Here is a 13,576-nt window from a genome sequence, read left to right as displayed (position 1 = left end):
ATTGAAGCATGCAACGAAGCAAATGGAAATACTGTCGGACATTCGTACACTTTTGCATAAAAAAGAAGAACATTTAAAACGACAAAATGAGAAGTTTCTTCGTGAGACAGGCGTAAGTAGTATGTCTTTATCTGAGTTACATGTAATCGAATGTATCGGAAAAAATGGTTTGATGAATGTAACGGCAATTACGACAGAAATGGGCATGACGAAGGGAGCAATCTCTAAAATTTGTACAAAGTTGTTTCAAAAACAATTCGTTGAGAAGATGCAAATGTTAGATAATCAAAAAGAAATCTTCTTCAGCTTAACGGAGAGTGGGAATGAAATATATAAAGCTCATGAAAAATTGCATAAGCAAGCTGAAGAAAAGTGGTTGTTACTTTTAGATGGATATACGAAAGAAGAGCAAGACTTTATTCAAAGGTTTATAAAGGATGTCTCCGGTCATTTGGAAATATAATTGGAAGAAAAAACTCCTTTTTCTCAAGTCTTTTAAATATAATTTCTGAAAGAACTCATATATAATAGAAAAAGATACTTAACATGGTGAATAATTAAAGAGTCAATATATATAGAGGAGAGAGTAACATGCTTGAAAATACGGGGTTAGTATTAGAAGGCGGCGGTATGCGTGGTGTATACACGGGCGGGATATTAGAATACTTTATGGAACAAGATTTATATTTTCCATATGTAATCGGTGTATCAGCTGGTGCTTGTCATGCAGCGTCGTATCTTTCCAGACAAAGAAATAGAAATAAAACGGTCAATATTGATTATGCATCACATCCGAAATATTTATCGTATAAAAACTTATGGAGAAAACGTCAGCTATTTGATATGGATTTCATTTTCCACGAAATCCCAGAAAAGCATGTGCCGTTTGATTTTGAAACATACTTTAATAGCCCGGAACGTTTCCTTGTAGGAACGACGGATTGTGAAACAGGGCAATCAGTTTATTTTGAAAAAGAAGGCACGAATGATGATGCGCTAAATTTATTACAAGCGTCTAGTTCATTGCCTTTCATTGCACCAGTAGTAAATTATCGTGGCAAGCAACTGTTAGATGGCGGGATTTCTGATCCAATTCCAGTTCGTAAAGCACAGGAAGATGGATTTAAAAAATCAGTCGTAATTTTAACGAGAAATCATGGTTACGCAAAGAAAAAATCAAGATTTGGGTGGATTGCTGCGAAAGCTTATAAAAAATATCCGAACCTTGTGAACACGATGCTAAATCGTTATGAAGTGTATAATGAAACACTTCACTATATTGAAAAAGAAGAACAAGCTGGCAATTTATTTGTTATTCGCCCAGAAGTGCCGCTTCAAGTAGATCGTATGGAAAAAGATACAGCAAAACTACAAAATTTATACGAGCAAGGCTATGAAGATGCAAAGAGGCAATTTGCAGATTTGCAGGCGTTCTTGCAAAAATAATAATTAGGCTGTGGAGATGGAGTTCTCTGCAGTCTTTTTATATTGCTTTTAAAAAAGGAAAATAGAACATCGAATTTCGATGCTCTACTTTTTATGTATAAAAAAATCCCTCTTTATGAGGGATTTTAATGTGGTAAGAATATCAATTGATAAGCAAACAAAATTCCAAATACATATACAAGTGGGTGAACAGCACGGAATTTACCTTTTGCCACTTTCATAAGTGGGTATGAAATAAATCCAAGTGCGATACCTGTTGCGATACTTGATGTAAGTGGCATGCTTAAGATTACTAAGAATGCTGGGAATGCTTCATCAAATGCGTCCCAATCGATGTGGCGAACTGAACCCATCATAAGACTACCAACGATAATTAATGAGGGTGCAGTAATAGCTGATACACCAGAAACAGCACTTACTAATGGGCCGAAGAATGCTGCTAGTGCGAATAGAACCGCTACTGTAACAGTTGTTAAACCAGTACGACCACCAGCTGCAACACCAGCAGATGATTCAATGTAAGCTGTTGATGGTGTCGTTCCGAACATAGAACCAATAGTTGCTGAGAATGAGTCAGATAGAAGAGCTCGTCCTGCTTTTGGAAGCTTTCCGTCTTTCATAAATCCACCTTGTTGTGCAACGCCAAGTAATGTACCTGTTGTATCGAATAGTGTAACAAGGAAGAATGAGAATACAACGCCGTATAATCCGTAGTTAATTACGTCAGATACAGCAGTAATTGGATTTGAAACGATAATTCCTTCTGGTAAACCAGGCATTGATGTAACACCGTTTGAGAATGATAATTGTCCCGTGAAGAAAGCGATAATACCAGTTAATAGCATCCCGATAAATAGTGCGCCATTTACATTTAAAGACATAAGGACAATTGTAATTCCAAGTCCAGCTAATGCTAGTAGTACTGGAGCAGAGTGAAGATCACCAAGTCCAACTAAGTTTGCATCATTTTTTGTAACGATACCTGTTAAACGTAAACCGATAAAGGCGATAAATAGCCCGATACCAGCAGTAATTGCATGTTTTAAGTTTTCAGGAATTGCTTCCATTAATTTTGTACGGAAAGATGTAAATGATAGCAAAATTAAAATCATACCTGCTACGAATACAGCAGAGAATGCAATTGCGAAAGTCATGCCTTCATGCGCTTTTACAACAGAGTAAGAGAAGTAAGCATTTAATCCCATACCTGGCGCGATTGCGATTGGTAAGTTTGTAAAGATTGCCATAAATAATGTTCCGACAACAGCAGCGATAATTGTTGCTGTAAATGCTTGTTCAAATGGAACACCTGCATCTCCAAGGATAACAGGGTTTACGACAATGATATATGCCATTGTTAAGAAGGTAATAATACCTGCCATAATTTCAGTTTTAATAGAAGTTTTATGTTTTGAAAGGTTAAACATATAAACATCCTTTCTGTTTACGAATAATTTTCACAACAGTTATATATAATATTCGTTTTTTATCTATTTTGCAATAGTTTTGCATAAAAAGTTTATAACAATTCATATTTTGTGTCTTAAATTCGAATATTAATCGTAAAACGATGTGTGAATTTCAGCTTTTTATTGTGCACATGCTAAGGAAAAGGAGTTGAAAGCAGCTATGCCACAGCAAAAAAACTTTATAACAATGCCTGCGCAACATCAAAATAAGCAGCCAGGTATTGAATCATTAATGAGCCCCCTTCCGCAGTTTGAAGATGCAAACTATAAAGGAAGTGAAAAGTTAAAAGGGAAGAATGTGTTAATTACGGGAGGAGATAGCGGAATTGGACGAGCAGTTTCCATCGCTTTTGCAAAAGAGGGAGCAAATGTTGCGATTGCTTATTTAGATGAGGAAGAAGATGCAAATGAGACGAAACAACGTGTTGAAAAAGAAGGTGTAAAGTGTGTATTGTTGCCGGGGGATTTGAGTAATGAACAGCATTGTAAAGATATTGTGGAAGAGACCGCCCGGCAGTTAGGTAGTTTAAATATTTTAGTGAATAACGTTGCACAGCAATATCCGCAGCAAGGGCTAGAGTATATTACAGCAGAACAGCTAGAAAAAACATTTCGTATTAATATTTTTTCTTATTTTCACGTTACGAAAGCAGCCCTTTCTCATTTGAAGAAAGGGGATGTCATTATAAATACGGCATCTATCGTTGCATATGAAGGAAATGAAACGTTAATTGATTATTCCGCAACGAAAGGAGCAATCGTAGCTTTTACAAGATCACTTTCTCAATCGTTAGTGCAAAAAGGGATTCGGGTAAATGGTGTTGCACCAGGCCCGATTTGGACACCGCTTATTCCATCGAGCTTTGATGAGAAGAAAGTCTCTCAGTTTGGGAGCAATGTTCCGATGCAACGGCCTGGTCAACCATATGAATTAGCGCCGGCATACGTATACTTGGCATCTGGTGATTCATCCTATGTTACTGGGCAAATGATACATGTAAATGGGGGCGTTATTGTAAATGGATAGTTTTCATTTATAAGAGCAAAGTAATGTTAATTCCACTTATTATAGGGAGCGCTAGGGGGGATATAGCTGAAAAAGTTATGTTTCATCATACTATTATTTTTCATCCTACCGGTTAGTGCTTTTGCTAATACAGATCATTTAATATTAGTAAATCTTACGACGAACCAGTTGTCTTTTTTTGAAAATGGAAATTACACAAAAACATTTCCAGTAACGACTGGAAGAGATCGTACACCTACGCCTGAAGGTAATTTTTGTATTATAACTAAATTTAAAAATAAAGAATACCATCGAAAAAAAATACCTGGGGGTGCACCGAATAACCCTCTTGGTACGAGGTGGCTTGGACTAGATAAGAATGAATATGCAATTCACGGGACGAACCGGGAATGGACGATTGGAAGTAGGGAATCAAATGGCTGTATTCGTATGCATGACAGGGATATACAATGGTTATATGACCGAGTACAATTACAAACAAAAGTAATCATTTCTCGTTTTCATACGAGCCCCGAATATGAAGCGAATAAACTTGGTTATCGCGTTGTGAGCTGGAATGGTCGAAAAATAGAAAAAGAACAAATTGGAGTACTTACGTTAGTAGACCGCGCGGATATATATTGGCAAGAACCAAATGGACAGTTAACGAAAGTGAAAACGGTATTGCCAAATGAAAGATATCCAGTGTACTCAAAACGAAAAGATGGAATATATTATATAGGAAACAATTCGTATATTATAGATGAAACAGGAGAGAAAGTTCGTTACGAGCAAATTCCTTCTTCGATTTTAAGTAATATATATAAACGGAAATACAATGTTCCGTAATGGCTACCGTATTATAGACGGTAGCTTATTTATACTTGGAGTTTAACTGCAACTATTGTATTTTGCTGAATATAATACAGTACAGATAGGGGGCGGTTATATTATGAAAAGTGAATTTGCGTTTAAAGTTTTCTTAGTAACGACCTGTTTATTTATCGTGTATTTATATGCGTTTCTCGTCTTTTCTTTTTATGTTCCATATGTTGATTTAATATTATTCTTCGGATTTATTTGGGCGTTTGTGAAAGCGAGGGAAGGAGAGAAGAGTATATATCGGCGCATTACCCTATGCGGGACGGCCGTTCTCGTTATTTTGTACTTTTTTATTATGCATGATTTTTGGAGAGGAATGTAAAAAAAGCATACGATTAATCGTATGCTTTTATATCTGTTAATGATGGAAGAGAGGCAATTGCACCGTAATTTGTACATGTGATAGCGCCTACTTTATTTGCAAAGGAGATAAATGCTGTTAAGTCTTTGAAATGATACGAAAGTGTATGTTCACTTTGGGCAATCTGATATAACATTGCTCCAACGAAAGCGTCACCAGCACCAGTTGTATCGACTTGTTGAATGGAAATAGAAGAGACAATAGTTTGACCTTCATTTGTCGCAAGAAGGGTACCGTCTTTTCCAAGTGTAATAGCTACTACTTTTGCGCCATAATTTAATAATTTGAGTGCAGCTTGTTGTAAATCACTCTCTTTAGAGAGCATAGTAGCTTCCTCTTGACTTACTTTTACGAAGTGTGCATGTTTTATAAAGGTTAGACAATCTTGAGAGAATTGTTCTGTATTTGTAATGAGTGCACTTCGATAATTTGGATCAAAAGAAATGAAATGGCCTTTATCTTTCGCATATTGTAACAACTGAAAATACGTTTCTTTTAATGGGCTTGATAGTAAAGCTGTCGCTGAACCGAAATGTATTAAATCATTCGTTTGTATTTTTGATAAATCAATGCTATTGAATTGATATTCACCATCTGCACCACGCATAAAAGTAAAATCACGTTCGCCATCTTGATCGATGGATACGAATGCAAGTGTTGTTTGTTTATCTTTTATGAGCATGGATGTATCGACTTGCGCACGCTGTAAAGTTTGTTCAAGAAACTCACCAAATGGGTCGTTTCCTACTTGCCCCATAAATGTAGCGTGTCCACCTAATTTTGTAATCGCAGCAGCAACGTTAGCGGGTGCTCCACCAGCTTTTTTTTCGAAATCTGAACCGTTTACTAAAGAAACATTAGTATTTCGGCACACAAAATCAATTAATAGTTCACCTATACAAAAGACATTTCTCATACAATCCCTCTTTTCAGCTTATATTGTGTGATGGTAAAGTTTAGTTTTGCATCTGAAAAGATTGCGATATGATGTTTCATGTCTTTTCGAGGAAAAACTCGGGACGTAAAGACTGTTGAACCATCGTATAAGAAAATTTCCACGATGCTTTTATCTACAAATATTTGTAGTTCTATCGTATCTTGAATATCGATTTTTTTACAGCGTTCAAATCCATATTCTCCGCCAAATTGATGGTAGAAGTTGCCCCTGTCTATAGAAATAGTACCTTGTTCCCGATTAAATGTAATGGGGAAACATTCCTCCTCATTGTGGAAGAGAGAAAGACCAAAACGTTTTGCATCTTCTGTTTTAAGTGTAACAATTAATTCATAGGAGTCTTCATCATCAAGCGTTGATAATACATTTAATCCAGCTGTTATATCTCCTGAAATGTCTTTTTTTGTTGTTCGTAGTTTTGTTAATTCTGAAACTGGTTTTTGTTTTAAGATGTTATCTTCTAATGTTAATTCACGTGGAAGTGTTAGGCAATGAGCCCACATATAATCATCAGAAGGATATGTGATTTCACTTGATCCTGCCCAAGCAAACAATAGGCGACGACTAGTAGAGTCTTCTAAAGTTTGAGGGGCATAAAAATCGAACCCTTTATCAGCTTCGTAATAGGAATCAACATGGAAATATAAATTTTTAATATCGAAATGGCCTATAGCATAAACGACATTGTATACATTGTGAAAGTTTTCTCCGTCTTTTTCAATTCCTTGCGGTGAAAAGAGAAGTACATCTTTCCCTGATAATTGGAAGTAATCGGGGCATTCCCACATAAATCCGAATTCTTTTAAGTTTGTTGTAATTTCGCCTTGGAAATGCCAATTGTATAGGTCTTGTGATTTGTATAGTAATAGAGTTCCTGTTTTATTTTCACGTTGGGCACCGAGTAACATATAGTATATATCATTATGTTTCCAGACTTTTGGATCACGTACATGTTTTGTATATCCGTCAGGAATTATATCAATAACAGGATTATTACTATATTTCGTCATCGTATATTGTGAATCCATTGTTGCCATACATTGTTTTGCATCACGGGAATCATCAGGCTTTTTTATATTCCCTGTATAAAGTAGATGAAGAAGGCCATCTTTTACGATAGCACTACCAGAATATGCACCGTGTGATTCATAGCTTTCAGTAGGGATGATGGCTACAGGCATACGCTCCCAGTTAATAAGGTCTTTTGACCTCACATGCCCCCAATGCTTCATTCCATGAATGGGACCAAATGGATACCACTGATAAAAAACGTGATATTCATCATTGTAGTATGATACACCGTTAGGATCATTCATTAATCCAAATGGTGGGTGGATATGATAAATTGGTTTCCATGAATCTTGGTTTGCAATTTCATATAAAGAATGTAATTCGTCTTTATTAGATTGCAGTATTGTTTTATATTTTGACATAGGTTTTCACCCCGTTATTATTTACTTTCTTTATATAAAATGAATGTGGCAACAAAAGCAGTGATAACTGCAATAGCGAAACCAATTATATAGTGAATCATGTTCATCATGCCAAGAGGTGCAACAATTGTAAGCATCGGAATACCTGTTAAACCGTATGCATTAGCCGCTACTTGCATCCAAACAACGTAAGCGCCTCCAATTGCGCCGCCAATAGCTGCTGCAATAAATGGTTTACCAAGTTTTAAATTAACACCAAAAATAGCTGGTTCTGTAATTCCTAAAAATGCTGAAGCTGCTGCTGGAATTGCAATTTCTTTCGTTTTTTTGTTTTTTGTTTTGAAATAGACAGCTAAAGTAGCACCGCCCTGTGCAACGTTCGCCATTGACCAAATAGGGAGTAAGAAATTGACACCGATATCTTTATTTGCGAGTAAGCCCGCTTCAATAGCGTGGAAGCTATGATGTAAGCCAGTAAGAACAATTGTTGAATACAACCCACCGAATATAAGTCCAGCTACTGGTCCTGCAAATTGATAAATTGTATTTAAAAGGTACGTAATGCCGTCACCGATTTTATATCCAATTGGTCCGATAATAATAAGTGATAAAAAGCCAGTTATAATAATTGTTAAGAATGGTGTAACTAATAAATCTAAAGAGTTCGGAACACGTTTTCGAAGTTCTTTTTCAATTGTACTCATAACATATACACATAATAAAATAGGTAAAACAGTACCTTGATAGCCAATCATATCAATATCCATACCAAGGAAATGTAAAACTGTGGGTTTTGCATTTGAAAGAGTCCAAGGATTTGTTAAGCTTGGGTGAGTTAATATACCACCAACAACTGCACCTAAGAAAATGTTTCCACTAAATTCTTTAGCGGCACTAACTCCAATTAAAATGGGTAAAATGATGAAAGCTGCACTTGAGAACATATCAAGTAATTGGATAAGTGAGTGATCTCCAGGAACTAATTTAAACGCTTTCAACATTCCGAGTAGACCCATAAGTAAACCGCTTGCAACGATAGCTGGAATAATTGGAACAAAAATATTAGATAGTGTCTTTGCTAGGCGGGCGATAGGATTCATTTTTTTCTTAGGTATATCGTTTGATGTTGTAGAATCTAGTTCGGCTATTCCAATTAGTTTTGAGAATTCATCATATACTTTGTTTACTATGCCAGTTCCAAAAATAATTTGATATTGCTCGGTCGTTGCAAAAGCACCTTTTACTCCATCGATGTTTTCGATTTCTGCAGCGTTTATTTTCGTATCATCCTTTAATATAAGACGAAGGCGAGTCGCACAATGTGTGGCACGAACAATGTTTTCCTTTCCACCAATATTCTGTATTACTTGAGTTGCAATTTGTTTCATATCCATAAAAATTCCCCCTTACTATAAATTCTCTTTTATGGAACCGGTTCCGCAATAAGTTAAAATAAAAAACAGGGAAATGATGTTGAAAATCCTGTTTTTAAAATGTGGAACCGGTTTTAATTTTATTATAGAGCGCCTTTATATTTTGTCAACGCTTTCTTGGATTTTTAATGTATAACGGGAGTGTAATATTTTTGGTATAGTTTTGTTTTCAACAAGCTGTGAAAGAGAAGTGGCAGCAAGCTTTCCAGCATACTCATAGTCAAACGCAATTGTCGTTAAACTAGGGTGTACCATTTCTGAAATATCATATCCACCGAATCCTGTTACAGAAATATCACCTGGTACAGAAAGAGAGTGGGAGTGAATGACTTTCATTGCGCCAAGAGCGATGTTATCTGTAGCACATACGATAAGAGTTGGGCAATTATTATCTAAAATATGTTGTACTTGTTTCATGGCATCTTCTATGCGGAAAGTTGTTTCGTAATATGAAACGTTGCAAGTCGGTTCTAAATTTTCAATTGCTTTTTGAAAACCATTTTTTCGATTTATTCCAACAGAAATATCATCTTTTTCTATCCCTAAATAGGCAATATGTCGATGGCCTTGCGATAAAACGTATGCCCCTAACTCATAAGCTGCATCATAATCATCGTGAACGAGGCAATATTGATCTTTATATTCTTGCCCGACGAATAAAATAGGGATGTTTGAATTAGCCATAATTTTTTGATGTTCATTCGTCAATGTTTTTGTTAATAAAATAATGCCAGCTACCTTTTGTTTTATAAAGTTTTCAATTGCTTGTATTTCAGTTCCGGTTGTTTGATTTGCATTTGCTACAAGCATTTGATAGTTATTTTCCTGTAATGTTTTATCGATCCCGATAAGTGTTTTCATTGTAGCGAAGGAGTCTAATCGGGGGATGATGACACCAATTAAATTTGTTGTTTTTGCTTTTAAACTTTGAGCAAATGTATTGGGAGAGAAATTTGTTTCTTGAATAATACCTTCGATTTTAAGTTTTGTTTTATCACTTACATATCCGCCGTTTAAGTAACGAGAGACTGTGCTTTTTGCAACTCCAGCCAATTTGGCGATATCTGCAATTGTTTTAGCCATAGTATTTCACCTTCGTATTCATAAAAATGTTAACTTTATTATAGGGAGAATTAGAGATGACGTAAACAAGAAGAGGGAAAGAAAAGACCACCTCACGTATATGAGGTGGAATAATTGTTAATATCTAGGCTTAAATGTATGACAACAAGTCTCTACACTCGTTGCTACAGAACTTTCTAGCGTCTCGTTTGTTAAAACAGCAGCTGTATATGAATCATTTTCAGTTTGACCAGTTTCATCTGCATCAGGCTGAACGATGATCGCACTTGCTTGACAAAAGTTACCTTGTCCCCAAAAAGAACAGTTGGAAACAGAACATCTTACTTCTGGCATAAAACCCCCTCCTTATACATTAGTGTGGGATTTTACGCCCATTTCATGTGTAGAAGGAGTTTCCTTTTCTAATTACTTTTTCGTTTGTTCAAGCCATTCTTTTAATTTGTCTTTCGGCTGTTCACCGCTAATACGGCTCACTTCTTTGCCATCTTTAAAATGAATGATTGTTGGTGTACCTTGAATTTTATATTCATCCCAAGGAGCATCTAATTTTTCAATATCCATAACTTTCATATCAACGTTCAAGTCTTTAGCCATTGGCACTACGACAGGAGATAATTTTTGGCAATGAACGCAAGATGTTTGATAAAAGTATACTGTTTCTTCTTTTTTCTCTTTTAAGTTCTTTTGAAGATCTGAAAGAGAAATTTTATTTGTGTAGTAGTCAGGACCATCTGTTTGACTACCAGTAGCATTATCAATTTTTTGGCTAGTTGAAGCGTTTTTTTCTTCCATTTGTGTTACAGCGAAAATTGCCGCAAACAAGGCGATAATAATACCACCAAATATAAGCATTTTTTTCATTCTTTCATCTCCTTATTTGTTTTTGATGACAATAAAGCTACAAACAGCGATTGTAATAAAGCCGATAAGTGCTAAAAACGGGATTGTCACAAAACCGAACCAGTTTATGTATTCTCCCGTACATGGTACACGTCCACAAGCTGCCCCAGCAGCTGAAAATGCTGCGACTTTTTGAATTGCATAGTGATATAAAGAAATACAAGCACCAATAGTTGCGATTGGTAAAGAATAACTTGCAATGCGATAATCTTTCTTTGCTACAGCGATACCAAGCCATAAAACGAATGGATACATAAAAATACGTTGATACCAACAAAGAACACAAGGCTCAAATTTCATGATTTCGGAAAAGTACAGACTTCCTAGTGTAGCGATAAAAGAAGCTCCCCATGCGGTAAGTAAAGCATATTCTTGCTTTTTTTCTCGTCCCATATTTTATACCTCTCTTATAATAGTTACATACTAAATTATAGTATGAAGTAGTATGGAAAAGAAAGAAAAAATATGTTTATCAATAAAAGTTTTATAAGGAGAAACTTTTATTGATATAAACATTTTAAAAAAGCGCCATTCTCCGGAAGAGAATAGCGCTATATTTTACATTTGAATTTGTTCTACTTCTTCTACATGCGACTTTTGGGATGCGTGGTCAATATATTGAAATAGGAGCTGCAATTGTTTATCAACTTCTGGAAGTTCTTTACTGTATTGATAAGCGTGTAAAAAATGCTCAATACGTTTAGAAAATAATTGATCGTTCGTTTGAACCATGAGAACGAGTAATTTATCCCAATTACAGCAATACGTGTAATAGAGAGCTTTATCATAGTCGTTATATGTTTGCACTGTGTACCCTCCTTACCGAGAGTTATATATAGTGTGTGATAAGTAAGGGGAAATACACTTGAAAGAATTTGTTAAGAAAAAAAGTGAATGAAAAGAAAAAACGAGGAGTTTCCTCGTTTTTTAAGCTTTTGGCATTGGCGTAGGTGTTGGTTTGCCATAGCCTTCTTTGTATTTATTATCGATATAGTTACGAATTTCAAGCGTTGATTTTCCTTTTTGTTTCATGGAAGCAGATTCAACTGCGATTTCTAGGCAATTGACGCAAGTCGTTGCATGGGAGTCCCAAACAACTTCACCATTCTTTTTAATTTCACGAATAAAGCAGTTTTTATTATTTTTATGTCCTACACTTTCACCGCAACCACAATAGCATGGAATCCAATCTAATAGTTCTGCATTTTGTCCAGCGACAGTGTAGATATCTTTCATTTGTGGATCAAGCTTGTCTAGGAAGGTAGGAAGTGTGTCGACTCCTTTTGTTTTCTCTTGAATGTCAGCTTGCTGAGTGTGCGATGCGTGGTCATGTTCTTCTTTTTTTGATTTAGAAGATTTTTGGTCATTTGTACTAGTACTTCCGCATCCAGCAAGAATTAAGCTTAGTACTGCAAGTAAAGAAAATACATACTTTTTCATTCGCTTGTCCCCTTTATAAATGTATTAATCAAATTGTATCAGACTAAGGGACACCTAGGGAGAAGTTTTTTTTGAACGATTTTTGAAGTACCATCTTAGTGAATGAAACAAAAATAAAATTGGGATATAAGCGTATACAATATATAAACCCGCTTGAGATAGTACGGTATTTAATGTGTTGATACTTTCACGGTTTGTGAAAAGTAGAGAAGCTGAAAATATGATGAAAATAAAAAACGGTAATGTAAATTTAAATGAAATATGAAAGGAACGCTTCATCGTTTGACATGATGACCAAATGGTTAAGCAGAGGTTTGGTAAAATAATTAAAAACCAAACGAAAATAATAATATATTCAAAGCGCTGGATAAAAGGAACTTTAATTATTTTTAACATCGTTAAAGTAGGCCAAATAGTACGGTTTAATTGTCCCTCGCTGTAATACATAAAAGATACGATAGCTAAAACTACATAAATTAAGGTGCTAAAAGCAATTCCAGCATGGGCCCATCGCTTTAAAGATTTTCCTTTTTCAATAAAGGGATAAAAGATAAGAATTGTTTCAAACCCCAGAAATTCCAATGCGGATTGTTTTGCAGATATAAGCATGTCAAAAGGTGAATGTGTAAAAATAGGTAAAATATTACGAAAATGAGCATATTTCATTGGATAGATTAAAAAGAATACAACGAAAATAGGAAGAACAATACCCCAAAAACATATCCCTGTCACAGAACGGAAGCCACCTTTTATAATGTAGTAAGTGACTAATAAAAACATAAGCGTAAGTTTCCATAACTTAATGGTAGGGAAAATCCAAACTTGTATCACTTCCATATACGTACGAAGAACCGTAAGGCAAAATAATAAGCAATAAAGAGTGAAAATTACAGAAAATATAGAGCCAACCCATTTTCCAAAGGTTGTTGTATGAATGCTAATTAAATCTCCGTCTTTTTCAAGCATTTTTAACATACAAAACAGCACAATATGAGTTGCAATTCCCGCAATAATAAGAGAAATCCAGGCATCATAACCAGCGTTTTTTAAAATTACACGTTGATATCCGAGAATTCCTATACCAATCTGGAGAGAATGCAATAAAATAAATGCAAAATATGGAGAGACTGTCTTTGTTTTATTCATTGTATTCATTGCTTATTTCACC

16 protein-coding genes are annotated in these 13,576 nt (G+C 35.4%); 5 read left to right on the top strand and 11 right to left on the bottom strand.

Annotated elements, in window-relative coordinates:
• The first annotated feature begins 1 nt into the window (after nt 1).
• Nucleotides 2-463, top strand: coding sequence for a MarR family transcriptional regulator (locus tag IQ781_RS11775; protein WP_000679681.1), 462 nt, complete (start codon nt 2-4; stop codon nt 461-463).
• Nucleotides 464-591: 128 nt separating this feature from the next.
• Nucleotides 592-1,446: a patatin-like phospholipase family protein gene (locus IQ781_RS11770; RefSeq protein WP_000892679.1), complete on the top strand. Its 855-nt coding sequence runs from the start codon at nt 592-594 to the stop codon at nt 1,444-1,446.
• A 125-nt stretch (nt 1,447-1,571) separates the two neighbouring features.
• On the opposite strand, the gene IQ781_RS11765 is transcribed toward IQ781_RS11770, so the two are convergent.
• Nucleotides 1,572-2,873, bottom strand: coding sequence for an NCS2 family permease (locus IQ781_RS11765; RefSeq protein ID WP_000482713.1), 1,302 nt, complete (start codon nt 2,871-2,873; stop codon nt 1,572-1,574).
• Between the two features lie 202 nt (nt 2,874-3,075).
• On the opposite strand from IQ781_RS11765, the gene IQ781_RS11760 reads away from it, so the two are divergent.
• The 3 genes from IQ781_RS11760 to IQ781_RS11750 all read left to right on the top strand — a co-directional run bounded on the left by IQ781_RS11760 (nt 3,076) and on the right by IQ781_RS11750 (nt 5,125).
• The gene (locus IQ781_RS11760) at nt 3,076-3,942 is read left to right on the top strand and encodes an SDR family oxidoreductase (RefSeq protein ID WP_001136261.1); all 867 of its coding nucleotides are present in this window, start codon (nt 3,076-3,078) and stop codon (nt 3,940-3,942) included.
• A gap of 66 nt (nt 3,943-4,008) precedes the next feature.
• Entirely contained in the window at nt 4,009-4,770 is a 762-nt protein-coding gene (locus IQ781_RS11755) for a L,D-transpeptidase (RefSeq protein WP_025921749.1), read from the top strand.
• Between the two features lie 103 nt (nt 4,771-4,873).
• Complete coding sequence (locus IQ781_RS11750) at nt 4,874-5,125, top strand: hypothetical protein (RefSeq protein WP_000834195.1); 252 nt, start codon at nt 4,874-4,876, stop codon at nt 5,123-5,125.
• A gap of 13 nt (nt 5,126-5,138) precedes the next feature.
• Here IQ781_RS11750 and IQ781_RS11745 read toward each other — a convergent pair whose 3' ends face one another.
• From IQ781_RS11745 to IQ781_RS11700, 10 genes are all read right to left on the bottom strand, one after another.
• Nucleotides 5,139-6,080: a carbohydrate kinase family protein gene (locus IQ781_RS11745; protein WP_001246640.1), complete on the bottom strand. Its 942-nt coding sequence runs from the start codon at nt 6,078-6,080 to the stop codon at nt 5,139-5,141.
• Complete coding sequence (gene scrB / locus IQ781_RS11740) at nt 6,077-7,552, bottom strand: beta-fructofuranosidase (protein ID WP_000049748.1); 1,476 nt, start codon at nt 7,550-7,552, stop codon at nt 6,077-6,079. Before scrB ends, IQ781_RS11745 begins: the two co-directional genes overlap by 4 nt.
• Nucleotides 7,553-7,569: 17 nt before the next feature.
• Nucleotides 7,570-8,946: a sucrose-specific PTS transporter subunit IIBC gene (locus IQ781_RS11735; RefSeq protein ID WP_139847153.1), complete on the bottom strand. Its 1,377-nt coding sequence runs from the start codon at nt 8,944-8,946 to the stop codon at nt 7,570-7,572.
• A gap of 135 nt (nt 8,947-9,081) precedes the next feature.
• Nucleotides 9,082-10,068 carry a LacI family DNA-binding transcriptional regulator gene (locus IQ781_RS11730; RefSeq protein ID WP_001140401.1) on the bottom strand — a complete coding sequence of 329 codons (987 nt, stop codon included), beginning with the start codon at nt 10,066-10,068 and terminating at the stop codon, nt 9,082-9,084.
• A gap of 117 nt (nt 10,069-10,185) precedes the next feature.
• Nucleotides 10,186-10,401 carry a DUF1540 domain-containing protein gene (locus IQ781_RS11725; protein WP_001115482.1) on the bottom strand — a complete coding sequence of 72 codons (216 nt, stop codon included), beginning with the start codon at nt 10,399-10,401 and terminating at the stop codon, nt 10,186-10,188.
• Between the two features lie 72 nt (nt 10,402-10,473).
• Nucleotides 10,474-10,929, bottom strand: a complete 456-nt coding sequence (locus IQ781_RS11720; protein ID WP_000738435.1) for a thioredoxin family protein — start codon at nt 10,927-10,929, stop codon at nt 10,474-10,476.
• 12 nt (nt 10,930-10,941) lie between these two features.
• The gene (locus IQ781_RS11715) at nt 10,942-11,361 is read right to left on the bottom strand and encodes a disulfide formation protein C (RefSeq protein WP_000532265.1); all 420 of its coding nucleotides are present in this window, start codon (nt 11,359-11,361) and stop codon (nt 10,942-10,944) included.
• Between the two features lie 165 nt (nt 11,362-11,526).
• On the bottom strand, nt 11,527-11,775 hold the full coding sequence (locus IQ781_RS11710; RefSeq protein ID WP_001195459.1) for a YhdB family protein: 249 nt from the start codon (nt 11,773-11,775) through the stop codon (nt 11,527-11,529).
• Nucleotides 11,776-11,895: 120 nt separating this feature from the next.
• The gene (locus IQ781_RS11705) at nt 11,896-12,408 is read right to left on the bottom strand and encodes a PCYCGC domain-containing protein (protein WP_139847154.1); all 513 of its coding nucleotides are present in this window, start codon (nt 12,406-12,408) and stop codon (nt 11,896-11,898) included.
• 54 nt (nt 12,409-12,462) lie between these two features.
• On the bottom strand, nt 12,463-13,563 hold the full coding sequence (locus IQ781_RS11700; RefSeq protein WP_001095038.1) for a GerAB/ArcD/ProY family transporter: 1,101 nt from the start codon (nt 13,561-13,563) through the stop codon (nt 12,463-12,465).
• Between the last annotated feature and the right edge of the window lie 13 nt (nt 13,564-13,576).

The organism is Bacillus sp. N447-1 (assembly GCF_022701035.1).
Lineage (GTDB): Bacteria > Bacillota > Bacilli > Bacillales > Bacillaceae_G > Bacillus_A > Bacillus_A cereus.
This window is presented reverse-complemented; position numbering and strand designations above follow the sequence as displayed.